The organism is Rhizobacter sp. P3_B12, from assembly GCF_056402895.1.
Window position 1 is genome coordinate 1 of sequence record NZ_JBFUGN010000011.1, and the last position, 23,278, is coordinate 23,278.

Below are 23,278 nucleotides of genomic sequence, written 5' to 3' on the forward strand. Positions count from 1 at the left end.
GAGCGACACAGCCATGAAGACGCTGCTGCTGGCTTTTGTCACCGGTGCGCCGGTGCTGTCCGTCGGACAGCCTCTGCCGCCCGTGCCGGACTCTCCGGCATCGATCACCGACTACGAGTACGACGCCGAAGGCCGCATGACGCGAATGGCGCGCGGCAGCGGCACCCTCGACCTGTCGATGCGGCTGAGCCGCGACAGGTTGGGCCGCGTCGAGACGATCACCGATCCCACGGGTGGCACCACCCGTCTGGGCCACGACGCGGCTGGGCGGCCGCTGCAGGTCATTGACCCGCGCAACTTGGCGACTCGCTACGAGCGCGATGGCTGGGGTCGGATCGCAAAGATCATCAGTCCGGACGGCGGCACGGCCGAGTTTCACTACGACGGCGCACACAATCTGGCGAAGTCGTTGGACGGCCGCGGCGTCGCCGGCTGGTTCGAGCACGACTGGCAGCACAGGCCGACATTGGCGCGCTACAGCCGTGCCAGGGCGACCGACGAGGTGCTGCGTTGGACCTACGATGAGACCGGGCCGCTGTCCGGCTTCGGCCACGGAAACCTGACGAGCACCTCGTTCCCTGCAGGATCCACTCGATACCTTTACGGAGAAGGCCGCGAACTGGTGAAGGCCACCCAGCGCATCGAGCCTGCCTCGGGTGCTCATGCCGTTGCGCTGATCCACGTCACTGAGTACGGCTATGTGCAAACACGGCTGACACGCATCACGTATCCGTCCGGGCGCCAATTGCACATCACATGGAACGCGGGGCGCATCGAGGCGATGGGACTGGCGGCACAAGCGGAAGCGCAGCCGAGAACACTCATCAGCCAAGTGACCTGGGAACCCTTCGGTGCCGCGGTGCGCGGATGGAGCTGGGCGACCGCGACCGGCCCGATACGTCATGACCGCACGCGAGATCTGGCAGGACGGTTGGTTCGCTATCCGCTGGGCGATGCGATACGCGACCTACGCTACGACGAGGCCGATCGGATCGTCAGCTTCACTCACTTGGCACGCGACGGCACGGCGCGGCCGATGCTGGACCAGCAGTTCAGCTTCGATGCGAATGACCACCTGACAGGAGTCGTCTCCACAACGGCAAGCTGGCGCATCGAGCACGACACAAACGGCAACCGAACCTTGCTCAGCCTCAACGGCAACTCGCAGACCTACGGCATCGACCCGGCCAGCAATCGACTGCTGTCCGTGAGCAATCCCGAGGTCCGCCTGGTACACGATGCAGCCGGAAACCTGGCCGAACTCACCGGCGCAGGACGAGCGTTCGTGGTTGGCCACAACCTCGCAGGGCAGGTAGCCACCCTCAGCCGCAATGGCGTGATGACGAGCTACGCCTATGACGCGCTCGGTCAGCGCATTCGCAAGTCCGACAACCGAACTGTCGAACACACCACCGTGTTCGTCTATGACCCCGACGGTCATTTACTCGGCGAATACGATCACACCGGCAAGGCCCTGCGCGAATACATCTGGCTGGACGACACTCCGGTCGCCGTCTTCATGCCAGACCCTGCTGACCCGGCTGGCGCACCCGAGGTGTTCTACATCCACGCTGATCACATCGACACGCCACGCGTGGTGGTCGACCTCCACAACCGGATGCGCTGGCGTTGGTGGTCAGAGCCTTTCGGGACGACAGCGCCCGAGACCAATCCACAGGGGCTCGGAAACTTCATCTTCAACCTGCGCTTCCCTGGGCAATACGCGGATGCGGAATCGGGCTTGTTCTACAACGGGTTTCGGTACTACAGCCCACAAGGTGGTCAGTACACGCAGAGCGACCCGATCGGGCTGATGGGCGGGAACCTGTCGACGTACACCTATGCGAACGGGAATCCAGTCAGCTTTGTCGATCCCGACGGCCTCTTCGCTTGGGGCATCGTGTTCGGTGGAGCAGATCTCGCGTGGCAGCTCTACCAAAACGGCGGCCGCTGGAAGTGCGTCAACTGGATGGATGTAGGCCTGAGCATGACCGGTGGAGGGCTGCTGAACGGTCTGCTGAAGGGGGCCGGCAAGATCAAGACCGGATCCAGACTCTACGGCGCCAACTGGCGCAGGTGGTATCGCCGAAATATCGAAGACTATGACGGCGGTACTCACAATGCCCACCATTGGCTTCTGGAACGAAATCAGGGATTGGGACGGCACATGCCAGACGCCGTCAAGAATCAGCCGTGGAACGTCAACGTGATCAGTGCCCAGTTCAACAATTGGCTCTCGCGCCATCCGACGCTCGCGCCGCTGGGCGGCCCGCTGTGGGCTGGTGAGCTTGCTGGCGGCCTGGCTACGACGGCCCTGGGATCGGGCCAAGGAGATGATTGTGAGTGTCGATAGGCCACGCGCAGTCGCCGATCCCGTTGTCGTGCTGCTGGTCGACCAGCACAAGGGATCACTCCTCCCGTTGAATCAGCGTGGGCTCGAACGCACCCAGAAGAGCCGCCGACGCTTGAAGGCCGACTATCCAGATGCTGTGATCCTGTTGCCCTGCGGCGCGGTGCTTCCGATTGCTGACTTCTTGCTGGGCAGGTCCATCGATCCGGGGCTGCCATGGCCGTTTGAATGGCTGACGCTCGGCGGCGAGAGACATCTCACGCTCGTCTTTGGAGAAGCGAAGACGCCGCCCCTAGAAGAAACCCGACGGATGATCCTCGACTGCCTGAATCGGGAAACGCATCGCGATGAGTGGCTGCTAGACGACGATTCGTGGGATCAGCTCATGCTTCGGGTGCAACAGGCAGACTCCCCCCGCACCCTCTTCGAAGCCTTGCACCTGACATCGCCGGAAGACGGCCTCGACGTGTTCTCGTGAAATGCGCAGGCCTTCCGGGACCAAAGCTCTCAACATGGTTGGGAGAAATCCAATCCGACAGGCTCTTCCCTGCGTCAGAGCACCTGATCCCTCAGCTGCGGAAACACCTTCCCCACCTTCCCCAGCAGGTAGTCCCCATACGTCCCGTCGAATGCATGCGGGTTCGCGCGGTCCCAGCGCGTCGCACTGTCGTCGTCGGCCGGCGGCAGGCCCTCGATCGGCTGCACCCGCACGTCGAAGGCCGGGTCGAAGAAGAACGGGAACGACAGGCGGTCGCGGCCCGAGGTGTTCAGGCACACGCGATGCGGCGTCGAGCGGTACAGCCCGCCCGTCATGCGGTCCAGCATGTCGCCGATGTTGCAGACGAAGCTGCGCGGCACCGGCGGCGCCTCGATCCAGCCCTCGCGCGTATTGACCTGCAGGCCGCCCACGTCGTCCTGGCGCAGCAGTGTCAGCAGCCCGTAGTCGGTGTGCTCACCCACACCCCACTGCGCATCGGTGCCGGCCGGCACCGGCCGCGTCGGGTAGTTGAACAGGCGGAACAGGATCAGCGGATCGGCGGTGCAGCGCTCGGCGAAGTAGCCGGGCGGCAGCGCCAGACTCTGCGCGATGGCGCGCATCACGCGGTGGCCCAGGCCTGTCAGCGCGCTCATCGTCGCGAGCAGCGTCTCTCGAAAGCCAGGCAGCGACGGATGCTCGGGGAACAGGTTGCGCCCATGCACCGGCATGCGCGCCTGCACGCGCGGATCGTCATCCCCGAGTTCCTCGCCAAGGTACAGGCCTTCCTTCCAGTCGGGCCGCCCCGAGGTCAGCTCGCCGCCCAGAGGAAAGTAGCCGCGCCACGCCCTGCCACCGAGCGCCATGCGCCATTGCAGCTTGGTCGGCTCATCGAGCGCGAAGAAGCGGCGGCTCAGGTCTTCCAGCCGGTCCATCAAGGCCTCGTCGACGCCATGGCCGACGACGTAGAAGAAGCCATGCGCGCGGCAGGCCTCGCCGATCCGCCGCGCCACCTCGGGCTCCGGCGACGCCAGGTCGATCACCGGCACGTGCTGCTGCAGCGAGAGTGCCATCAGCGCATCAGAACGGTTTGTCGCCCAGCACCGTCGCACGGTGCATCACGCGGCGGTGCGGCAGGTAGTCGGCGGTGGCGTAGTGCTGCGTCAGCCGGTTGTCCCAGAAGGCCAGGTCGTGCAGCTTCCAACGCCAGCGCACCGTGTGCTCCGGCTTGGCCACGTGCTCGAAGAGCAGCCGCAGCAGCGCGTCGCTCTCCTTCGCGGCCAGTTCGACGATGTGGGTCGTGAAGCCCTCGTTGACGAACAGGCCGCGCAGCCCGCTGACCGGGTGCGTGCGGATCACCGGATGAATCACCGGCGGGTTCTTCGCGCGCGCGTCGTCCCAGCGCACGCGCTCGTCGGGCGTGCGGGCGAAGCGGTGCGCGGGAAAGGACTTCACCATGTCGTGCTCGGCCGTCAGGCCATCGAGCATACGCTTGAGCGGTGCCGACAGGCTCTCGAACGCCGCGATGCCGCTCGCCCACAGCGTGTCGCCGCCCGACGGCGGCAGCTGCCGCGCCGACAGCAGCGCGCCCATCGGCGGCGTCTCGATGAAGGTGACATCGGTGTGCCAGTTGTCGTTGTCCGGCAGGTTCTTCGCGTCGGTGTCGAGCACGATGATCTCGGGCACCTCGGCCACGTGCGGGTAGATCGGGTGGATGTGCAGGCCGCCGAAGCGCTCCGCCAGGTCGCGCTGCTGCTGCGGCGTGACGGGCTGGTTCTCGAAGAACAGCACATGGTGGCGCAGCAGCGCGCCGAGCAGATTGTCGTGCGCGGCATCGCTGAGCGGCTCGCGCAGGTCGATGCCGGACACCAGCGCGCCGAGCGCCGGGCCGAGCGGCGCGATCTGCAAACCCACCGCCATCACCCCCGCCCCTGCCACGGCACCAGCCGCCGCTGCAGCGCCCGCAAGCCCAGCTCCAGCCCGAACGCGACCAGCGCGATCGTGAAGATGCCCAGCAGCACGATGTCGGTGGCCAGGAACTGCGCGGCCGACTGCACCATGAAGCCCAGGCCGCGCGTCGCGGCGACCAGTTCGGCCGCGACCAGCGTCGACCAGCCGACCCCGAGCCCGACGCGCAGCCCGGTCAGGATCTCCGGCAGCGCCGTCGGCAGCACCACGTGGCGCAGCAGCTGCCAGCGCGTCGCGCCGAAGGCCTGCGCGGCGCGGCGGCGCGTCTCGTCGACCTGGCGCACGCCGGTGGCGGTCGCGATCACCAGTGGCGCAAAGATCGCGAGCGTGATCAGCAGCACCTTCGACAGCTCGCCGATGCCGAACCAGATCACGATCAGCGGCAGGTAGGCCAGCGGCGGCACCGGCCGGTAGAACTCGATCAGCGGATCGAACACGCCGCGTGCGGTCGGCGACAGGCCCATCCACAGCCCGAGCGGGATGGCCGTCAGCACCGCGATGCCCAGCGCCAGCGCGACGCGCGCGAGGCTCGCGCCGGCGTGCTGCCACAGCGTGGCATCCATGTAGCCCTCGCCGGCCACGCGCACGAACTTCTCCCACACCGCGGCGGGCGGCGGCAGGAAGAGGGGCTCGATCCAGCGCGCCGCCGTCACCGCCTGCCACGCGGCCAGCAGCACCAGCACGCTCAGCAGGCTGATCACGACGGGGCGCGACCACAGCGGCGCGGTGGCCTCGCGTGCGGCCGGCGGCCTGGCGGACTCGTCGTCCAGCGCGGCGGGCTGCGTCAGCACGCGCACCGTCATCGGGGAAATGGCATCCATCGTGGGTTCAGTGCAGCGCTTCATCCTGCGCGAACACCGCGCCCAGCACCTGCTCGCGCACCGCGACGAACTCGGGCAGCGACTTGATCGCCCGCGCCGCCTCGCCCTGCGCATGGCGGCGGCCGAAGTCCAGCGCACGGTGCTCCACGATGCGCGCCGGCCGGCGCGACAGCACCACCAGGTCGGTCGCGAGGAACACCGCCTCCTCGACGCCGTGCGTCACCAGCACGATGGTCTTGCCGGTGGCCTGCCAGACCTTCAGCAGCAGCTCCTGCATGCGCTCGCGCGTCAGCGCATCGAGCGCGCCGAACGGCTCGTCCATCAGCAGCACCTCGGGGTCGGCCGCCAATGCGCGGGCGATGCCGACGCGCTGGCGCATGCCGCCCGACAGCTCCCACACCGGCCGCGTCTCGCAGCCCTCCAGGCCGACCAGCGCGAGGAACCCGCGCGCCCTGTCCTCGCGCGCAGCGCGGCCCCCACCGCGCAGGCGCAAGGGCAGGGCGACATTGTTCAGCACGTCGAGCCAGGGCAGCAGCGCGTCGTCCTGGAACACGACGCCGCGGTCCGCGCCGGGACCGGTGATCGGCCGGCCCGACACCGACACCCGCCCGCCGCTGGGTGTCACGAAGCCGGCGATGACGTTCAACAAGCTGGACTTGCCGCAGCCCGAAGGCCCCAGCAGCACCGCCAGCGCCCCTGGCGGCACCTGCCAGTCGATGGCATCCAGCACGGGGGTGTTCACAGCCGTGGTCGACCCTGCAGCACCCCGGTACCCTACAGTGACCGCCTGCAGTTCGACCACGGCGTGAACTCCTTCGTGTCTTGTTCGTTGGCGTGTCAGCGTGCTGCCGCGACGGCCTGGCCCGAGGCCTTGGCCGCGGCCTGCACGTGCTTCACGCTCACATAGCTGCCGTAGTCGGCCAGCACCTTGTCGACCTTGCCCTGCTCCTTCAGGAACTTCGCGGTGTCGGTGAGTGCCTTGATCGTTCCGCCTCCCAACAGCGCGGGAGATGCCTGTTCCGCGAGCGTCGGGAACTTCGAGCCGGCCAGCAGCTCGGGCACGTCGGCCGCGGCGGCACCGGTCAGCTTGACGATCTTGTCGACGTTGGCCTGGTTCGCGACGAAGGCCAACGCATCCTTGCGGTAGGCGGCATACGCCTCGCCGGTGATGCGCACGAACTGCGCGACGAACTCGGGGTTCTTCTGCGCGAAGTCGCGGCGCACGATCCACGCGTCGAAAGTCGGTGCGCCCCAGGTCGCCACCTCGGCCGAGCTGGTCAGCAGCTTGCCGCTCTCCTTGATCCTGCCGAGCGCCGGATCCCACACGTAGGCGGCGTCGATGTCGCCGCGCTGCCAGGCCGCGGTGATCTCGGTCGGGCGCAGGTTGACGACGTTTACCTTCTTCGCGTCGATGCCCCAGTGCTTCAGCGCGGCCAGCAGGCTGTAGTGCGTGGTCGACACGAACGGCACGGCCACCTTCTTGCCGACCAGGTCGGCCGGCTTCGTGATGCCCGAACCGTTGCGCACGACCAGTGCCTCGGCGCTCCCGATCTCGGCGGCGACCAGGATGGTCTCGATCGGAAGCTCCCGGCTCGCGGCCGCGGCCAGCGGGCTGGAGCCGACGTAGCCGATCTGGATGTCGCCCGACGCGACCGCGGTGATCACTTCGGCACCGCTCTCGAACTTGCGCCATTCGATGGCCTGGCCGGTGGCTTTCTCATACAGGCCGTCGGCCTGCGCGACCTTGGCAGGCTCGACGACGGTCTGGTAGGCGATGCGAACCTGGGCCTGCGCGATGCCGGCAGTGGCGAACAAGCCCAGCGCGATGGCCAGGGCGCGACGTGCTGCGTATGTCATGGGTTCTCCTCCTCGTGTGGGGTGCAACGCTTCAAGGACTGCACGGTACGGCGCGGCCCGTGCCGGGCGAACGAAGGTTTTCGGATGTGCTCATGCGACACACGACGCGGGCAGATATCGAAGCGCGCTTTTCTTCGTTCGCCGCGGCATTTGGTGGCGATAGCCTTCATCCGACTCGATTGATGAAGGAGACCGCCATGTCCGCCGTCCTCGCAGAATTTCCTCGCCCCACCGTGCTCGAAGAGGCCCGCCAGCGCGCCCGCGACGGCAAGCTGCCGTTCGCCGGCAGCCTGTCGCCGGCCGATGCCTGGGCGCTGACCCGCAGCGGCCAGGCCGTGCTGGTCGACGTGCGCACCGCCGAGGAGCGCAAGTTCGTCGGCCACGTCGCCGAGAGCGTGCACGTGCCCTGGGCCACCGGCACCAGCCTGACGCGCAACCCGCGCTTCGTGCGCGAGCTGGAGGCCAAGGTCGCCAAGCCCGCCGTCGTGCTGCTGCTGTGCCGCAGCGGCAAGCGCTCGGCAGCAGCAGCCGAGGCCGCAACCAAGGCCGGTTTCGCGCAGGCCTTCAACGTCAGCGAAGGCTTCGAGGGCGAGCTGAATGCGCAGGGCCAGCGCGGCCATGACGACGGCTGGCGCTTCCACGGGCTTCCGTGGATCCAGGACTAGTCATGTCGGCATCCGCCTTCGACGTGGCCGACGTCGTCGCCGGCCTGCGCGCTGCGCGCACCCGCTGGCGCGAGTCGCAGCAACGCCAGCGCGAGCCCGGTGGCCGCGAACTGCCGTCGCGCGAAGCGCTGCAGGGCATCGTCGAATCGCTGCGCGGCGTGCTGTTCCCGATGCGGCTCGGCCCGCCGGACCTGCGCCAGGACAGCGAGGACTGGTACATCGGCCACACGCTCGACACGCTGCTGCATGCGCTGTGCGCGCAGGTGCGGCTCGAGCTGCGCCATGCCGGCCGGCACGAGGTCGATGCCGAAGACCTGGTGCGCCGCTTCGCCGCGTCGCTGCCTGCGATCCGCGGCCTGCTCGACAGCGACGTGCTGGCCGCCTTCCACGGCGACCCGGCCGCCCGCAGCGTCGACGAGGTGCTGCTGTGCTACCCCGGCATCGATGCGATGGTGCACCACCGCGTCGCGCACCGGCTGTACGAACTGGGCGTGCCGCTGCTGGCGCGCATCGTCGCCGAGCTGGCGCATGGCCGCACCGGCATCGACATCCACCCAGGCGCGACCATCGGCGCCGGCTTCTTCATCGACCACGGCACCGGCGTCGTGATCGGCGAGACCGCGGTGATCGGCGAGCGGGTGCGCGTCTACCAGGCGGTGACGCTGGGCGCGAAGCGCTTCCCGACCGACGACGACGGCAAGATCCGCAAGGGCCTCGCGCGCCACCCGCAGGTCGAGGACGACGTGGTGATCTACGCCGGCGCGACGCTGCTCGGGCGCATCGTGATCGGCCGCGGCTCCACCATCGGCGGCAACGTCTGGGTGACTGACGACGTGCCGCCGGGCAGCCAGGTGACGCAGGCGACGACTCGCCAGGACCGTCGGCCATGACCTCGACATTGCGACAGCGTTTCGGCCAGGTCGTGCGCGTGACCCGCGAGGACCGCGGCTGGTCGCAGGAGCAACTGGCCGGCCGCGCCGACCTGAACCGCTCCTACCTCGGCGAGATCGAGCGCGGCACCGTGATGCCGTCGATCGAGACCGCCGCCAAGCTCGCCGCGGCGCTGGGCATCAGCCTGTCGTCGCTGATCGCGCGCTTCGAACTGGGGACCCCCGCCTGATGACATGACGCACGAGTCACCCTTTGATGGCGATAGCCGGTTGATCGGCGCGCAAGCGCTGGCGACACTCCCGCCGCTTATCTGATCCCCGCATAACTTCATTCGTTTTTCGTTTCAGGAGTCCCTCCATGGCTGACACCCAGCAACAGCTGGCCCTTGGCGACCACGCCGCCCGGCAACTTGCCAACGCGACCAAGACCGCGCCGACCCTCGCGACGCTGACGCCGCGCTGGCTCACGCACCTGTTGCAGTGGGTGCCCGTCGAGGCCGGCATCTACCGCCTGAACACCGTCAAGAACCCGCAGGACGTGCTGGTGGCCTGCTCGTCGCAGCGCGACGAGGGCGAGTTGCCCAGCACCTATGTCGACTACGACGAGCAGCCGCGCGAGTACTTCCTGAACGCGGTCAGCACCGTGCTGGACGTGCACACCCGCATCTCCGACCTCTACAGCAGCCCGCACGACCAGATCAAGGAGCAGCTGCGCCTGACGATCGAGACCATCAAGGAGCGGCAGGAGAGCGAGCTGATCAACAACCCGGACTACGGGCTGCTGGCCAGCGTCGCCGACGACCAGCGCGTGTTCCCGCTGACCGGTGCGCCGACGCCCGACGACCTGGACGAACTGCTGAGCAAGGTCTGGAAGGAGCCGGCGTTCTTCCTGACGCACCCGCTGGCCATCGCCGCGTTCGGCCGCGAATGCACCCGCCGCGGCGTGCCTCCGCCGACGGTGAGCCTGTTCGGCTCGCAGTTCATCACCTGGCGCGGCATCCCGCTGATCCCGTCCGACAAGGTACCGGTGGCCGACGGCAAGAGCAAGATCCTGCTGCTGCGCGTCGGCGAGAAGCGCCAGGGCGTCGTCGGGCTGTACCAGCCGGGCCTCGCCGGCGAGCAGAGCCCCGGGCTGTCGGTGCGCTTCATGGGCATCAACCGCAACGCGATCTCGTCGTACCTGATCTCGCTGTACTGCTCGCTCGCGGTGCAGGTGCCCGACGCGCTGGCCGTGCTCGAGGATGTCGAGATCGGCAAGTTCCACGAGTATCCCGACACGTACAAGTGATGAGCACGATCGACGCGTTCGACCCCGCAGCGATCGCGAAGCTGGCGGGGGAACTCTTCGCGAACTGGCCCGGCGCGGTGCCGTCTTCGGTGCCGTCGGTGCCGGCGAMTGCACACCCGGCCGGCTTCACGCCGCCGCCGGGCAGCACCGGCCCGGCGACGCCGAACGTGCAGCCGCTGACGGCGGCCGTGCCTGGCAGCAACCTGCTGCCGAGTTCGCCGCAGCATCCGGCTGCGCTCGCGGCGCAGCTGCCGTCATCGCAGCCGCATGCGGCGGCCGGCAACGGCGTGCCCGACCTGGGCTACAGCGCGGCACCGGCCTGGGACGGCCGCTTCGGCAGCTCGGCCGCCGGTGTCGCGCCGGCTCTGTCGTCATCCACGCCGTCGTTCTACTTCCTCGAGACGCCGCGCCACCCGGGCCAGCGCGCGCTCGGCGAGCCGGCCCATGCCGCGCCGGTGAAGCCGGCCTTCGACGTGAACGCGGTGCGGCGCGACTTTCCGATCCTGCAGGAGCGCGTCAACGGCCGGCCGCTGGTGTGGTTCGACAACGCCGCGACCACGCAGAAGCCGCAATCGGTGATCGACCGCATCAGCCACTTCTACGAACACGAGAACTCGAACATCCACCGCGCGGCGCACGAGCTGGCCGCGCGCGCGACCGATGCCTACGAAGGCGCGCGCAAGACGGTGCAGCGCTTCCTCGGCGCGGCCTCGGTCGACGAGATCGTGTTCGTGCGCGGCACCACCGAGGCGATCAACCTGGTGGCCAAGAGCTGGGGCGCCAGGAACATCGGCGCTGGCGACGAGATCATCGTCTCGCACCTGGAGCACCACGCCAACATCGTGCCGTGGCAGCAGCTGGCGGCCGAGAAGGGCGCGGTGCTGCGCGTGATCCCGGTCGACGACCGCGGGCAACTGAAGCTCGACGAGTACCGCAAGCTGCTCGGGCCGAAGACGAAGCTGGTGGCGGTGACGCAGGTGTCGAACGCGCTCGGTACCGTGGTGCCGGTGCAGGAGATCGTCGCGCTCGCCCACGCGGCCGGCGCGAAGGCGCTGGTCGACGGCGCGCAGTCGGTGTCGCACATGCGGGTCGACGTGCGCGCGATCGATGCGGACTTCTTCGTGTTCTCCGGCCACAAGCTGTTCGGCCCGACCGGCATCGGCGTGCTGTACGGCAAGCAGGAGATCCTGGAAGACATGCCGCCCTGGCAGGGCGGTGGCAACATGATCGCCGACGTCACCTTCGAGAAGACCGTGTACCACGGCGCGCCGACGCGCTTCGAGGCCGGCACCGGCAACATCGCCGATGCGGTCGGGCTGGGGGCCGCGATCGACTACGTGCAGCGGCTCGGGCTGGAGGCGATCGCGCAGTACGAGCACGCGCTGCTCGGCTACGCGACGCATGCGCTGCAGCCGATCCCCGGCGTGCGGCTGGTCGGCACCGCGCAAGACAAGGCGAGCGTGCTGTCGTTCGTGCTGGATGGGTATTCGACGGAGCAGGTCGGGCAGGCGCTGAACCGCGAGGGCATCGCGGTGCGCACCGGGCACCATTGCGCGCAGCCGATCCTGCGCCGCTTCGGGCTCGAGGCGAYGGTKCGGCCGTCGCTGGCGTTCTACAACACCTGCGACGAAGTGGATCGGTTCATCGCGGTGATCCGACAGCTCGCCAACAAGCGCTGATCCGTAGCCCGGATGCCAATCCGGGTTCTCCTCGACGAAATGCATCCCGGATTAGCATCCAGGCTACGGGGCGCGTGCTCACGAGGCGCGCGTCTTCGCCCATTCTGGAGACAAACATGAACGCGACCACCCACCCCGCTGTGCTCGACCTGATCGGCAACACGCCGCTGGTGCGCGTCACGCGCCTCGACACCGGCCCGTGCACGCTGCTGCTGAAGCTCGAATCGCAGAACCCCGGCGGCTCGATCAAGGACCGCATCGGCGTCTCGATGATCGAGGCCGCCGAGCGCGACGGCCTGCTGCACCCCGGCGGCACCGTCGTCGAGGCGACCGCCGGCAACACCGGCCTCGGCCTCGCGCTGGTCGCGCGTGCCAAGGGCTACCGCGTCGTGCTGGTCGTGCCCGACAAGATGTCGACCGAGAAGGTGCTGCACCTGAAGGCGCTCGGCGCCGAGGTGCACACGACGCGCTCCGACGTCGGCAAGGGCCACCCGGCCTACTACCAGGACTACGCGGCGCGCCTCGCAAAGGAGATCCCCGACTCGTTCTTCGCCGACCAGTTCAACAACCCGAACAACCCGCTCGCGCACGAACGCGGCACCGGCCCCGAGCTGTGGGAGCAGAGCGGCCACGACCTCGACGCGATCGTCGTCGGCGTCGGCTCGTCGGGCACGCTGACCGGGCTGACGCGCTACTTCCGCGGCGTGCAGCCGAAGCTCGAATTCGTGCTCGCCGACCCGGTGGGCTCCATCCTCGCCGACCAGGTGCTGACCGGCACCCATGGCCCGGCCGGCTCGTGGGCCGTGGAGGGCATCGGCGAAGACTTCATCCCGCCGATCGCCGACCTGTCGGGCATCAAGCATGCGTATTCCATCTCGGACGAAGAGAGCTTCGCGACCTCGCGCGAGCTGCTGCGCACCGAAGGGCTGATGGGCGGCTCGTCGACCGGCACGCTGCTGGCCACCGCGCTGCGCTTCTGCCGCGCGCAGACCAAGCCGCTGCGCGTCGCCACCTTCGTGTGCGACACCGGCACGCGCTACCTGTCGAAGGTCTACAACGACAGCTGGATGATCGACGAGGGCCTGCTGGCCCGCACGCAGTACGGCGACCTGCGCGACATCGTCGCGCGCCGGCCCGACGAGGGCGGCGTCGTCAGCGTGACGCCCGACGACACGCTGCTGACCGCGTTCCAGCGCATGCGGCTGGCCGACGTGTCGCAGCTGCCGGTGCTCGACGGCACGCGGCTCGCCGGCGTGATCGACGAGTCCGACGTGCTGATGCAGCTGCAGGGCGACCCGGCGCACTACGCCAACACCGTCAGCTCGGCGATGAGCGCCGCGCTGGAGACGCTGCGCCCCGGCTCGAGCATCGCCGCGCTGCGCCAGGTGCTGGACCGCGGCCTGGTCGCGATCGTCGCCGACGGCGATACATTCCACGGCCTGATCACCCGCTTCGATCTCCTGAACCACCTCCGCAAGGCACGCCGATGAGCTCCAAGGACACCCACCAGTTCGCCACCCGCGTGATCCACGCGGGGCAGTCGCCCGACCCGACGACCGGCGCGATCATGCCGCCGATCTACGCCACCTCGACCTACGTGCAGCAGAGCCCCGGCGTGCACAAGGGCCTGGACTACGGCCGCTCGCACAACCCGACGCGCTGGGCGCTGGAGCGCTGTGTCGCCGACCTCGAAGGCGGCACGCGCGCGTTCGCGTTCGCATCCGGGCTGGCTGCCATCTCGACCACGCTGGAGCTGCTGGACGCCGGCGCGCACATCGTCGCGAGCGACGACCTGTACGGCGGCACCTTCCGCCTGTTCGACAAGGTGCGCACGCGCAGCGCCGGCCACCGGTTCAGCTTCGTCGATCTGTCCGATCCGCAGGCGCTGCGCGCCGCGATCCGGCCCGAGACGAAGCTGGTCTGGGTCGAGACGCCGAGCAACCCGATGCTGAAACTGACCGACCTGGAGGCCATCGCCCGCATCGCGCACGAGCACGGCCTGCTGGCGGTGGCCGACAACACCTTCGCGAGCCCGTACGTGCAGCGGCCGCTGGAGCTGGGCTTCGACGTGGTCGTGCATTCGAGCACCAAGTACCTGAACGGGCACTCGGACGTCATCGGTGGCGTGGCCGTGGTCGGGCAGCGCGCCGAAGCGGCCGGCCATGCCGAGCGCCTGGGCTTCCTGCAGAACGCGGTCGGCGCGATCGCCGGGCCGTTCGACAGCTTCCTGACGCTGCGCGGCATCAAGACGCTCGCGCTGCGCATGCAGCGTCATTCGGAGAACGCCTCCGAACTCGCGCAGTGGCTGGAGCGCCACCCGAAGGTCGCGCGCGTGCACTACCCGGGCCTCGAATCGCACCCGCAGCATGCGCTGGCGAAGCGCCAGATGCAGGGCTTCGGCGGCATGGTGTCGGTCACGCTGAAGACCGACCTGGCCGGCTCGCGCCGCTTCCTCGAGGCCTGCGAGGTGTTCTCGCTGGCCGAGAGCCTGGGCGGCGTCGAGAGCCTGATCGAGCACCCGGCGCTGATGACGCACGCGACGATTCCGGCCGAGCAGCGCGCGCAGCTGGGCATCAGCGATGCGCTGGTGCGGCTGAGCGTCGGCATCGAGGACCTGGCTGACCAACGCGCCGACCTCGAAGGCGCGCTGGCGCGCATCTGATCGGGCGTCATCCAACCGACACGCCTTTGCTTATCCGGATTCAGTCGTTCGCGGATCGGCCGGGCTTCGGTAGTCTGCGAACCCTGATTCCAACAACATGCTGAAGAGAAACCCCATGCAAAAGCGCCTGTTCCTGTCCACGCTGGTCGCGGCCGCCGCCGCGGTGTTCTCGGTCGGCGCCCATGCCGACCAGCTCGCCGACATCCAGAAGAAGGGCGAGATCGTCATCGGCGTGCTCGGCACCGACGAGCCGAACAGCTTCGTCGACCCGAAGACCCGCGACGTGGTCGGCTACGAGGTCGACATCGGCCGCGCGATCGCCGCCAAGCTGGGCGTGAAGCCAGTGTTCAAGCAGCTGGCCGTGGCCGCGCGCATCCCCGAGCTGCAGCAGGGCCGCGTCGACCTGCTGGCCGCCTCGCTCACGCACAACAAGGAGCGCGAGGCGCTGATCGATTTCTCGCTGACCACCTTCGTGACCGGCCAGAAGGTGCTGGTGAAGAAGGACAGCGGCATCTCGCAGCTGGCGCAGCTGGGCGGCAAGAAGGTGCTGACCGTCAAGGGCGGCACGCAGGAGCCGAACATCCGCAAGGCGGTGCCCACCGTCGACGTCGTGACCTTCGAGACCACGCAGCAGGCCTTCCTCGCGCTGCAGCAGGGCAAGGGCGTGGGCTACGTCAATGACGAGGCCTCGCTGATCGACGACTTCGGCAAGCTCGGCCCGGCCGCGAAGAACTACCTGATCATCCCGCAGAGCATCAGCACCGAGGCGCTGGCGCTGGGCATCCGCAAGGGCGAGGCCGGCGTGAAGGGCGTCGTCGACGGCGTGCTGCGCGACCTGGAGAAGTCGGGCGAAGCCGACAAGCTGTTCCAGAAGTGGTACGGGCCGAACACGCGGCTGAAGTTCCAGACCCGCGATTTCAAGTTTGTGTCCGACAAGATTGACGGCTGACGAGCCTGCGCTCGCCCATCCATTTCTGACGCGATACTCATGAGCCTCGCTCTTGCAAGAGGGCGGGGCTTTTGCATGTGTTGTCAAATGCGGGTGTGCAGAAGCAGCACGGCGCTGAACCTGTTGTGGGAGAACGCATGAAGCCCTCTGAAGCCCTGGACTCGCACCGCGACGCCATCCGCCGCGTCGTCGCGGCTCATCGCGCGCGCAATGCCCGGGTGTTCGGCTCCGTTCTGCACGGCACTGACACCAGCGGCAGTGACCTGGACATCCTCATCGATCCCACGCCGGACACCACGCTGTTCGACATCGGGGCCATCCGCCACGAGTTGGGCCAACTGCTCGGAGTTTCAGTGGATGTCCTGACGCCCAACGCCTTGCCTGACAAGTTTCGTGCCGCGGTGCTCGCGGAAGCTCGTCCTGTATGAGTCACGGCCCGCAACGGCTTGCCGACTATCTCGCGCACATCGGGGAAGCCATCGAGCGGATCGACCGCTACACAGGAGACATGGACGAGACGGCGTTCCTGAACGACCAACTGGTCCAGGATGCAGTGGTCCGCAATCTGGAGATCATCGGCGAGGCCAGCAACAACATCGAAAAGCACTTCCCCGAATTCGCTGCCCAACACCCCGAGTTGCCTCTCGCGTTCGCGTACCAGATGCGCAATGCCCTCGCCCACGGCTATTTCAAGGTGGATTTCGAGATCGTCTGGAAGACCATTCATGGCGACCTTCCCGACCTTCTCGTGCGGATCAGGGAAGCACAGGCCGGCATGCCCCCTCGCTGAGATCCACCCCGAACCGCCGTCCCCGTGCCGTCTTTCGATTTCTCCCTGCTGCTGTCCGGCCAGTACCACGATGCGCTGGTGGCCGGCTTCGTGCTGTCGCTGCAGCTGACGGCCGTCACGCTGGTGCTGGCGGTGCCGCTGGCCACCACGGTCGCGATGCTGCGGCTGTCGCCGTCGCGGCTGCTGCGCGCGATCGGCGTCTCGTACGTCGAGGCGATCCGCAACGTGCCGCTGCTCGCGCACATGCTGTTTTGGTACTTCGGCGCGCCCGAGATGCTGCCCGAGGCGCTGAAGCAGCGGCTGTACGCCACCAACATCGAGGCGATCAGCGCGGTGGCGGCGCTCACGCTCTACACCGCCGCCTACATGGCCGAGGACATCCGCAGCGGCATCCGCGCGGTGCCGCCGGGGCAGATGGAGGCGAGCCGCGCGCTCGGGCTCGGTTTTCTGCAGTCGATGCAGCTGGTGATCCTGCCGCAGGCGGTGCGCATCACGGTGCCGCCGCTGATCTCGCAGACGCTGAACCTGTGGAAGAACACCAGCATCGCCACCGTGATCGGCGTGGCCGAGATGATGTACCGCGCGGCCCAGGTCGAATCGGCCACCTTCCGCAGCGTCGAGGCTTTCGCGTTCGCGACCGCGGCCTACCTGACGATCTCGCTCACCATCACCGGCCTCGCGAGCTGGTACCAGCACCGCTACCCGGTGCGTTCGCGGTGATGCCGAGGATGAGGCCGCGATGATCGAGCTGATCCAGACCTACTGGCTCTACTTCCTGATCGGCCAGTACCCGAACGGGCCGCTGGGCGGGCTCGCGCTGACGGTGCTGCTGGCCGCGCTCGGGCTGGTGCTGGCGTTCCCGCTCGGGCTGCTGCTGGGGCTCGCCCGCATCAGCGAGCACCGCGCGCTGCGCTGGCCGGTCACCGCGCTGGTGTTCGTGGTGCGCGGCATCCCGCTGCTGATGGTGGTGTTTTGGGCCTACTTCTTCCTGCCCAGCGTCACCGGCCACAAGACCGACCAGTTCACGACGATGCTGATCGCGCTGGTGGTGTTCGACGGCGTCTACATCGCCGAGATCGTGCGCGCCGGCGTGCGCGGCATCCCGAACGGCCAGATGGATGCGGCGCGCTCGCTCGGCTTCAACCGCTTCGGCGCGCTGCGCTACGTGATCCTGCCGCAGGCGCTGCGCCACATGCTGCCGTCGCTGGTGAACCAGTTCGTCTCGACGATCAAGGAGACCTCGCTCGGCTACATCATCGGGCTGACCGAAGTGGCCTTCATCACGACGCAGATCAACACGCAGGTGTTCACGAAGCCGGTGCAGGTGTATGCGACGCTGGCCCTCACCTACTTCGTGCTGTGCTTCGGGCTGTCGCGCGTGGCGTATGCGATGGAGAGACGGCTGGCCCAGGGCAATCCCGGGCCGCGACACCAACCGGGCTGATCAGGCGACCTTCACGCCACCTTCAGCACGATCTTGCCCAGCGTGTTGCCCTGCGCGACCAGCTCGTGCGCGCGGGCGGCCTCGCGCAGCGGCAGTTCGTGGCTGACGTGCGGCGTCAGCTGGCCGGCATCCACCCACTCGGCCAGGCGCTGCAGGCCGGCGCCGTCCGGCTCGACCGCGACACCGGCAAAGCGCTTGCCCGCTGCGGCGGCCAGCGCCGGCATGCCAGCCGCCGATCGCAGCACCGCGGTCACCACGATGCCGCCCGGCTTGAGCACCGCGAGCGAGCGCTGCGCGTGGCCGTCGCCCAGCAGGTCGAACACCACGTCGACGTCGCGCACGGCCTGCGTGTAGTCGACCGCCTGGTAGTCGATCAGCTCGTCGGCACCCAGCCCGCGCAGGAAGGCGTGCTTGCCCGCGCTGGCGGTGCCGATGACGTGGGCACCGAGCGCCTTCGCGATCTGCACCGCGACGTGGCCGACGCCCCCGCCGGCCGCATGGATCAGCACGCGCTGGCCCGGCTGCAGCTGCGCGAGGTCGCTCAGCGCCTGCAGCGCCGTCAGCCCGACCAGCGGCAACGCGGCCGCCTGCGCATGGCTCAGCCGCGCCGGCTTGCGCCAGAACTGCCGCGTCGGGCCCGCCACGTACTCGGCGTACGCACCGGCAGCGCGCGGAAACAGCGGCAGGCCGAACACCTCGTCGCCGACCTGGAAGCGGGTCGAGCCGGCCTCGATCTCCTCGACCACGCCGGACACGTCCCAGCCCAGCACGAACGGTGGCGCGCCGAGCAGCGGGAAGTCGCCGCTGCGCACGTAGGTCTCGACCGGGTTGACGCTCGCCGCGTGCACCTTCAGCAGCAGCTCGGTGAGGAACCGCTGCGGGCGCGGCAGCTCGGCGAACTCGAGGACCTCGGGGCCGCCGAAGCGGTGCTGGATCACGCCTTGCATGGATTTCTCCTTCGGTTGGATGGCCCGGAAGCGGGCCCGTGCTGGCATGATTGGCGCCCTGGTTTCTCCCGTAAAGAAGGCACCCGCGGGTGTGATAGGTACCTGATGGATACCACCTCTGTCGATGTCAACTACGACGCGATGTCGCGCGCGAAGCTGCGCAAGCTGCCGGCCGGCGATGCCTTGAGTGCCCGCTGCCCGTCGCGCAGCGTGATCGAGCTGCTGGCCGACAAGTGGACGCTGCTGGTGATCTGGTCGCTCGGGCCGGGGCCGATGCGCTTCGGCGAACTGCGCCGCGAGATCGAAGGCGTGACGCAGAAGATGCTGACGCAGAGCCTGCGCTCGCTCGAGCGCGACGGCCTGGTCACGCGCACCGTCTACGCGACCACGCCGCCCAGCGTCGAGTACGCGCTGACGCCGCTGGGCGACAGCATCACCGCGGTCACCGGCCAGATGTGCCGCTGGGCCGAGGTGCACATGGGTGATGTGATGCTGGCGCGGCGCGACTACGACAAGGCTGCCGACCCCGTGGCCGAGGCCGGCACGACGACGGTGCGCAGCGGCCGCCGGCTGGCGCGCTGATCAGGCGCGCCGGTAGTCCATCGGCGCCACGCCGCACCAGCGCTTGAACTGCCGGCTGAAGTGCGCGCCGCTCGCATAGCCGAGCCGCTCGCCGACCTCGGCGATGCTCAGCTGCGCATCCATCAGCAGCAGCTTCGCGCGGCGCAGCTTCAGCGTCGAGCGGTACTGGCGTGCCGACATGCCGTACACCTGCCGGAAAAGGGCGTTGCCGTGGTCCGGCGTGTAGCCCAGGCGCCGGATCGCGGCCTCGAGCGAGGTCTCGGCGCCGCCGCTCTGCACCTCGCGCTCGATCAGCTCGGCCAGCCGGCCGGCGGTCTGCAGTGCGAGCTGCGGCACCGGCGCACCGGCGATCTCCTCTTCTTCGAGCCCGCGCGTCAGCGCGGCGAACAAGGTCATCAGCGACGCGCCCAGCTCCAGCCGGTGCACCAGCGGCGACAGTGCCGCATGGTCGGCCGCCAGCGCCAGCATGCGCTGCAGCGCCGGCTGCAGCCGCTGCGTCAGCGCGCTGTCGGCCGCGAAGATGCGCGTGCCGGCACGGCACAGCAGGCGGCGCAGCTCCAGGTCGTCGAGGTCGAAGTGCACGCAGTACAGGCGCGCCGCGACCGGCGTGCTCGACGCATGCGCCTCGAACGGCGTGATCAGCAGCAGGTCGCCGGCCTGCTGCGCGAGCGTGCGGCCGGTCAGCCGCACCTGCTGCTGGCCCGCGAGCAGCAGGCACAGCTCGAAGTACGGGTGGTCGTGGCGCGGGTACTGCCAGCGCGGGCCGACGCGGCGCGTGTGCGCATCGGTCATCGTGACGGTGGTGCGCACATCCGGCTGCTTGGCGTAGTCCGGCAGGGTGGTCTCGGGGCGGACGGGGTACATGAAGGGTGAATCGATCGTCGCGGCTCAGGGCAAGCCCGTCCCGCATCGGGACATGGCCCGGCACGGGCGGCGCTCGCAGAATCGCGACCTTACACCGAGGCTGCCGATGAACCGCTTTTTCAACACACAACACGCGCCCGTCGGCGCCCACGCCAGCCTGACGCTCGGTTTCCCCGGTGCCCGCGGCGGCATGGATCTCGAGCTGTGCGGCGCGCCCGGCCAGTCGGTGCTGGTCGCGCTCGAATCGGCGCAGCAGCCCGGCCTGTTCGAGACGCTGCCGTTCTGCGAGCCCCCGGACGATGCGGAGCGCCAGCGCTTCGTCAGCGACCAGGGTGATTCGTTCCTGGGCGCCTCCGGCCTCGGCGCGCGCCTCTTCGGGTTGGACGAGGTGCAGCGCGAGTTCTCGCTCGCCACCGACAGCTGGCAGGCGGGCGACCTGCGCTTCACGCTGTACACGCCGGTGCGTGACCTGCCGGACCCCGATGCCGGCGAGCCGCTGGCCGCGAAGCGCGCCTTCGTGCCCGCGGTGCGCGCCGAGATCGAGGTCGACAACCGGGCCGGCACGCGGGCCCGGCGGGTCGCGGTCGGGCTGTCGGGCATCGACCCACTGCGCGGCATGCGGCACCTGTCGCTGGAGCAGGGTGCCGGCATCGGCGACGGCCTGGAACAAGGCTTCGCGACCGACGCGCCCGGCGCCTGGTCCGGCATCGGCTTCGACCCGCTCGCGGTGCTGGGCGACCGCCACGCGAGCAACCGCGCGACGATGCTCGGCCGCTGGGGGCTGGTCTGCGCCGAGGTGCCGGCCGGCGAGCGGCGCACGCTGCGCTTCGCGTTCTGCTTCCACCGCGCCGGCGTCGTCACCGGCGGCATCGCGACGCGCCAGCTCTACAACCGCTGGTTCGATTCGGTGGAGTCGGTCGCGCGCTTCGCGCTGTCGCCGGCGCAGCGCTTCACGGTCGCGCACGCGACCCGCTCCTACCTCTACTCGACCCAGCTGCTCGAACRCGACGGCCGCGCGCTGTGGGTCGTCAACGAGGGCGAGTACAACATGCTGAACACGCTCGACCTGGTGTCCGACCACTCGCTGTACGAGGGCCTGCACCACCCGTGGACCATCCGCAACGTGCTCGACCAGTACGCCGCCGGCTACGCGTACGAAGACGAGCACGGCGTCAGCTTCACGCACGACATGGGCGTCGACGGCATCTTCGCGCCGCCGGGCCGCTCGGCCTACGAGCGTGCCGGGCTGACCGGCTGCTTCTCGCAGATGACCACCGAAGAGCTGCTGAACTGGACGCTGTGCGCCGGCCTCTACGTGCACCAGGGCCGCGACCCCGCCTGGGCACGGCGCCATGCCGCGTTGCTGGAGCGCTGCCTGCAGAGCCTGGAGCGGCGCGACCACGCCGAACCGGCGCAGCGCAACGGCGTGCCGCGTGCCGACAGCAGCCGCTGCGAAGGCGGGCGCGAGATCACCACCTACGACTGCCTCGACCCGTCGCTCGGCCAGGCGGCCGGCAACACCTACATCGCCGGCAAGGCGTGGGCGGCGCACGTCATCCTGCAACAGTTGTTCGTGCAGCTCGACCGGCCGGCGCTGGCCGAGCGGGCCCACCTGCAGGCCCGGCGCGCCGCCGCGACGGTGGTGGCAGCGGCCCGGCCCGACGGCCTGATCCCGGCGCTGCTGGAGGCGCCCGACGACGACGCGGTGATCCTGCCGGTGATCGAGGCGCTGGCCTACCCGTGGTTCGCCGGCTGCCGCGACGCGCTGGCACCGGGCGGCGAGTACGCGCCGTACCTCGCCGCGCTGAAGCGCCATGTCGGCGAGCACGTGCTGCGCGAGGACACCTGCCTGTTCCCCGACGGCGGCTGGCGCATCACCTCGCGCAGCGACAACACCTTCCCGGCCAAGGCCTACGTCTGCCAGTTCGTCGCCCGCGAGATCCTGCAGATGGACCTGGGCGCCGCCGGCGCCCGCGCCGACGAGGCCCACGCCGCCTGGCAGCTGCATCCCGAGCTCAGCGTCCACTGCTGGAGCGAGCAGGTGAAGAACGGGTTGGTGTTCGCCGCCAAGTACTACCCGCGCGGCGTCAGCAGCCAGATCTGGCTGACCGAGGGTTGACCGGGTTCACACCGGTCGCCTTGTTTGAAACCAAACGTAAGCAGTGCGACAGAATAAATACCAAACCAGACCGGTACATAACCAATCTAATACCTGTTGATCGCTTGCATTGGCGTCCGATGACACCGGCTTGGCGGCTGGAGCCAGCACCGTTACGTTTCTGAAAGCGCTCGCATCTTGTTGCAAGACACAAGTCGATGCCGCTGAAGGCGGCTTCGAAAATTCCCTCAGTGCTCCGTTGTCAACAACACTGAAAGGGACAGATCATGAAGAGCGTGGGAATGACCGTGGTGGCCGTGGCCATCGGCGGTCTGTGGTCGCAGGTGCAGGCAGCGAGCCTGCAGCCGGCGACGGCGGCCGTGGCCGCACAGGCGTCGTCGTTCGACGGGATGCTGCTGGCGCAGGCCACGACGGCCCCGGCCTGGAAAGAAGGCGTGACCTACACCGCCGGCACCATCGTCAGCTACAACGGGGTGCTGTACGTCGCCCTCGTGACCCACACCGCGTGGGCCGGCACCAACTGGAACCCGGCCGCAACGCCGACGCTGTGGTCGCCGACCGGCTCGGCCCCTGCACCGGCGCCCGCTCCGGCACCTGCTCCCGCCCCTGCGCCGGCCCCCGCACCGAGCCCGGCGCCCGCACCCGCGCCCGGGACCTGCGCGATGCCGTGGTCGGCCAGCACCGCCTACAACGGCGGCGCGCTCGTCAGCGTCAACGGCGTGAACTACAAGGCCAACTGGTGGACGCAGGGCAACAACCCGTCCACCAACAGCGGCCCGACCGGCAGCGGCCAACCGTGGACGCCGACCGGCAACTGCAGCACCGCCCCGGCGCCGGCACCGGCCCCCGCACCGTCGCCTGCGCCCGCACCTGCCCCCGCGCCTGCCCCGGCACCGGCTCCCGCTCCCGCGGGCGACCTGCCGGCCGG

The 23,278-nt window shown here is 69.0% G+C and carries 24 protein-coding genes; 17 read left to right on the top strand and 7 right to left on the bottom strand.

Going from position 1 to position 23,278, the window contains the following annotated elements; translation table 11 throughout:
- Positions 1-13: 13 nt before the first annotated feature.
- Together AC1D01_RS01390 and AC1D01_RS01395 are read left to right on the top strand one after the other, a co-directional pair.
- Positions 14-2,353: an RHS repeat domain-containing protein gene (locus AC1D01_RS01390; protein ID WP_477864327.1), complete on the top strand. Its 2,340-nt coding sequence runs from the start codon at positions 14-16 to the stop codon at positions 2,351-2,353.
- A gap of 28 nt (positions 2,354-2,381) precedes the next feature.
- Positions 2,382-2,828 (top strand): hypothetical protein, encoded by a 447-nt coding sequence (locus AC1D01_RS01395; RefSeq protein WP_477864328.1) that lies wholly within the window; start codon positions 2,382-2,384, stop codon positions 2,826-2,828.
- Between the two features lie 74 nt (positions 2,829-2,902).
- Here AC1D01_RS01395 and AC1D01_RS01400 read toward each other — a convergent pair whose 3' ends face one another.
- Genes AC1D01_RS01400 through tauA form a run of 5 tightly spaced genes read right to left on the bottom strand, consistent with a single transcriptional unit; the run spans position 2,903 to position 7,471 of the window.
- Positions 2,903-3,898, bottom strand: a complete 996-nt coding sequence (locus AC1D01_RS01400; protein ID WP_477864329.1) for an isopenicillin N synthase family dioxygenase — start codon at positions 3,896-3,898, stop codon at positions 2,903-2,905.
- 7 nt (positions 3,899-3,905) lie between these two features.
- On the bottom strand, positions 3,906-4,739 hold the full coding sequence (gene tauD / locus AC1D01_RS01405) for a taurine dioxygenase (RefSeq protein ID WP_477864330.1): 834 nt from the start codon (positions 4,737-4,739) through the stop codon (positions 3,906-3,908).
- A gap of 5 nt (positions 4,740-4,744) precedes the next feature.
- A complete protein-coding gene (gene tauC / locus AC1D01_RS01410) occupies positions 4,745-5,614 on the bottom strand; it encodes a taurine ABC transporter permease TauC (RefSeq protein WP_477864331.1) in 870 nt (289 codons plus the stop codon).
- 7 nt (positions 5,615-5,621) lie between these two features.
- Positions 5,622-6,416 (bottom strand): taurine ABC transporter ATP-binding subunit, encoded by a 795-nt coding sequence (gene tauB / locus AC1D01_RS01415; protein ID WP_477864332.1) that lies wholly within the window; start codon positions 6,414-6,416, stop codon positions 5,622-5,624.
- 35 nt (positions 6,417-6,451) lie between these two features.
- A complete protein-coding gene (gene tauA / locus AC1D01_RS01420) occupies positions 6,452-7,471 on the bottom strand; it encodes a taurine ABC transporter substrate-binding protein (protein ID WP_477864333.1) in 1,020 nt (339 codons plus the stop codon).
- Positions 7,472-7,668: 197 nt separating this feature from the next.
- Here tauA and AC1D01_RS01425 point away from each other — a divergent pair, with 197 nt between their 5' ends.
- From AC1D01_RS01425 to AC1D01_RS01480, 12 genes are all read left to right on the top strand, one after another.
- A complete protein-coding gene (locus AC1D01_RS01425) occupies positions 7,669-8,136 on the top strand; it encodes a rhodanese-like domain-containing protein (protein ID WP_477864334.1) in 468 nt (155 codons plus the stop codon).
- A 2-nt stretch (positions 8,137-8,138) separates the two neighbouring features.
- On the top strand, positions 8,139-9,026 hold the full coding sequence (epsC, locus tag AC1D01_RS01430; protein ID WP_477864335.1) for a serine O-acetyltransferase EpsC: 888 nt from the start codon (positions 8,139-8,141) through the stop codon (positions 9,024-9,026).
- On the top strand, positions 9,023-9,256 hold the full coding sequence (locus AC1D01_RS01435; protein ID WP_477864336.1) for a helix-turn-helix domain-containing protein: 234 nt from the start codon (positions 9,023-9,025) through the stop codon (positions 9,254-9,256). The genes epsC and AC1D01_RS01435 overlap by 4 nt, the downstream gene beginning before the upstream one ends.
- A 128-nt stretch (positions 9,257-9,384) precedes the next feature.
- Positions 9,385-10,314 carry a family 2A encapsulin nanocompartment shell protein gene (locus AC1D01_RS01440; protein WP_477864337.1) on the top strand — a complete coding sequence of 310 codons (930 nt, stop codon included), beginning with the start codon at positions 9,385-9,387 and terminating at the stop codon, positions 10,312-10,314.
- Positions 10,314-11,993 (top strand): family 2A encapsulin nanocompartment cargo protein cysteine desulfurase, encoded by a 1,680-nt coding sequence (locus AC1D01_RS01445; RefSeq protein WP_477864338.1) that lies wholly within the window; start codon positions 10,314-10,316, stop codon positions 11,991-11,993. Before AC1D01_RS01440 ends, AC1D01_RS01445 begins: the two co-directional genes overlap by 1 nt.
- Before the next feature lie 116 nt (positions 11,994-12,109).
- Positions 12,110-13,483 carry a pyridoxal-phosphate dependent enzyme gene (locus AC1D01_RS01450; RefSeq protein ID WP_477864339.1) on the top strand — a complete coding sequence of 458 codons (1,374 nt, stop codon included), beginning with the start codon at positions 12,110-12,112 and terminating at the stop codon, positions 13,481-13,483.
- A complete protein-coding gene (locus tag AC1D01_RS01455) occupies positions 13,480-14,655 on the top strand; it encodes a cystathionine gamma-synthase (protein ID WP_477864340.1) in 1,176 nt (391 codons plus the stop codon). The genes AC1D01_RS01450 and AC1D01_RS01455 overlap by 4 nt, the downstream gene beginning before the upstream one ends.
- 115 nt (positions 14,656-14,770) lie before the next feature.
- On the top strand, positions 14,771-15,604 hold the full coding sequence (locus AC1D01_RS01460; protein ID WP_477864341.1) for an ABC transporter substrate-binding protein: 834 nt from the start codon (positions 14,771-14,773) through the stop codon (positions 15,602-15,604).
- A 137-nt stretch (positions 15,605-15,741) separates the two neighbouring features.
- Positions 15,742-16,032 (top strand): nucleotidyltransferase family protein, encoded by a 291-nt coding sequence (locus AC1D01_RS01465; RefSeq protein ID WP_477864342.1) that lies wholly within the window; start codon positions 15,742-15,744, stop codon positions 16,030-16,032.
- Complete coding sequence (locus AC1D01_RS01470) at positions 16,029-16,394, top strand: HepT-like ribonuclease domain-containing protein (protein WP_477864343.1); 366 nt, start codon at positions 16,029-16,031, stop codon at positions 16,392-16,394. Before AC1D01_RS01465 ends, AC1D01_RS01470 begins: the two co-directional genes overlap by 4 nt.
- A gap of 24 nt (positions 16,395-16,418) precedes the next feature.
- Entirely contained in the window at positions 16,419-17,114 is a 696-nt protein-coding gene (locus AC1D01_RS01475) for an amino acid ABC transporter permease (RefSeq protein WP_477864344.1), read from the top strand.
- 19 nt (positions 17,115-17,133) lie between these two features.
- Positions 17,134-17,838 carry an amino acid ABC transporter permease gene (locus tag AC1D01_RS01480; protein WP_477864345.1) on the top strand — a complete coding sequence of 235 codons (705 nt, stop codon included), beginning with the start codon at positions 17,134-17,136 and terminating at the stop codon, positions 17,836-17,838.
- An 11-nt stretch (positions 17,839-17,849) separates the two neighbouring features.
- Here the strand turns inward: AC1D01_RS01480 and AC1D01_RS01485 are convergent, their stop codons facing one another.
- Positions 17,850-18,785, bottom strand: coding sequence for an NADP-dependent oxidoreductase (locus AC1D01_RS01485; protein ID WP_477864346.1), 936 nt, complete (start codon positions 18,783-18,785; stop codon positions 17,850-17,852).
- 105 nt (positions 18,786-18,890) lie between these two features.
- On the opposite strand from AC1D01_RS01485, the gene AC1D01_RS01490 reads away from it, so the two are divergent.
- Positions 18,891-19,367, top strand: a complete 477-nt coding sequence (locus AC1D01_RS01490) for a winged helix-turn-helix transcriptional regulator (RefSeq protein WP_477864347.1) — start codon at positions 18,891-18,893, stop codon at positions 19,365-19,367.
- Here the strand turns inward: AC1D01_RS01490 and AC1D01_RS01495 are convergent, their stop codons facing one another.
- A complete protein-coding gene (locus tag AC1D01_RS01495) occupies positions 19,368-20,231 on the bottom strand; it encodes an AraC family transcriptional regulator (protein ID WP_477864348.1) in 864 nt (287 codons plus the stop codon).
- A 106-nt stretch (positions 20,232-20,337) separates the two neighbouring features.
- Here AC1D01_RS01495 and AC1D01_RS01500 point away from each other — a divergent pair, with 106 nt between their 5' ends.
- Both AC1D01_RS01500 and AC1D01_RS01505 read left to right on the top strand, forming a co-directional pair.
- A complete protein-coding gene (locus AC1D01_RS01500) occupies positions 20,338-22,350 on the top strand; it encodes a glycoside hydrolase family 52 protein (RefSeq protein WP_477864349.1) in 2,013 nt (670 codons plus the stop codon).
- 266 nt (positions 22,351-22,616) lie between these two features.
- On the top strand, positions 22,617-23,278 hold a 662-nt coding region (locus tag AC1D01_RS01505; protein ID WP_477864350.1), incomplete at its 3' end, for a carbohydrate-binding protein.

What these genes read in the sequence shown, in the direction of transcription:
- AC1D01_RS01435 (WP_477864336.1), top strand. Translation starts at nt 9,023, where the DNA reads ATGACCTCGACATTGCGACAGCGTTTCGGCCAGGTCGTGCGCGTGACC.
- AC1D01_RS01480 (WP_477864345.1), top strand. Translation starts at nt 17,134, where the DNA reads ATGATCGAGCTGATCCAGACCTACTGGCTCTACTTCCTGATCGGCCAG.
- AC1D01_RS01465 (WP_477864342.1), top strand. Translation starts at nt 15,742, where the DNA reads ATGAAGCCCTCTGAAGCCCTGGACTCGCACCGCGACGCCATCCGCCGC.
- tauA (WP_477864333.1), bottom strand. Translation starts at nt 7,471, where the DNA reads ATGACATACGCAGCACGTCGCGCCCTGGCCATCGCGCTGGGCTTGTTC.
- AC1D01_RS01440 (WP_477864337.1), top strand. Translation starts at nt 9,385, where the DNA reads ATGGCTGACACCCAGCAACAGCTGGCCCTTGGCGACCACGCCGCCCGG.
- AC1D01_RS01455 (WP_477864340.1), top strand. Translation starts at nt 13,480, where the DNA reads ATGAGCTCCAAGGACACCCACCAGTTCGCCACCCGCGTGATCCACGCG.
- AC1D01_RS01450 (WP_477864339.1), top strand. Translation starts at nt 12,110, where the DNA reads ATGAACGCGACCACCCACCCCGCTGTGCTCGACCTGATCGGCAACACG.
- AC1D01_RS01470 (WP_477864343.1), top strand. Translation starts at nt 16,029, where the DNA reads ATGAGTCACGGCCCGCAACGGCTTGCCGACTATCTCGCGCACATCGGG.
- tauC (WP_477864331.1), bottom strand. Translation starts at nt 5,614, where the DNA reads ATGGATGCCATTTCCCCGATGACGGTGCGCGTGCTGACGCAGCCCGCC.
- AC1D01_RS01425 (WP_477864334.1), top strand. Translation starts at nt 7,669, where the DNA reads ATGTCCGCCGTCCTCGCAGAATTTCCTCGCCCCACCGTGCTCGAAGAG.
- AC1D01_RS01485 (WP_477864346.1), bottom strand. Translation starts at nt 18,785, where the DNA reads ATGCAAGGCGTGATCCAGCACCGCTTCGGCGGCCCCGAGGTCCTCGAG.
- AC1D01_RS01400 (WP_477864329.1), bottom strand. Translation starts at nt 3,898, where the DNA reads ATGGCACTCTCGCTGCAGCAGCACGTGCCGGTGATCGACCTGGCGTCG.
- AC1D01_RS01390 (WP_477864327.1), top strand. Translation starts at nt 14, where the DNA reads ATGAAGACGCTGCTGCTGGCTTTTGTCACCGGTGCGCCGGTGCTGTCC.
- AC1D01_RS01460 (WP_477864341.1), top strand. Translation starts at nt 14,771, where the DNA reads ATGCAAAAGCGCCTGTTCCTGTCCACGCTGGTCGCGGCCGCCGCCGCG.
- AC1D01_RS01490 (WP_477864347.1), top strand. Translation starts at nt 18,891, where the DNA reads ATGGATACCACCTCTGTCGATGTCAACTACGACGCGATGTCGCGCGCG.
- AC1D01_RS01495 (WP_477864348.1), bottom strand. Translation starts at nt 20,231, where the DNA reads ATGTACCCCGTCCGCCCCGAGACCACCCTGCCGGACTACGCCAAGCAG.
- epsC (WP_477864335.1), top strand. Translation starts at nt 8,139, where the DNA reads ATGTCGGCATCCGCCTTCGACGTGGCCGACGTCGTCGCCGGCCTGCGC.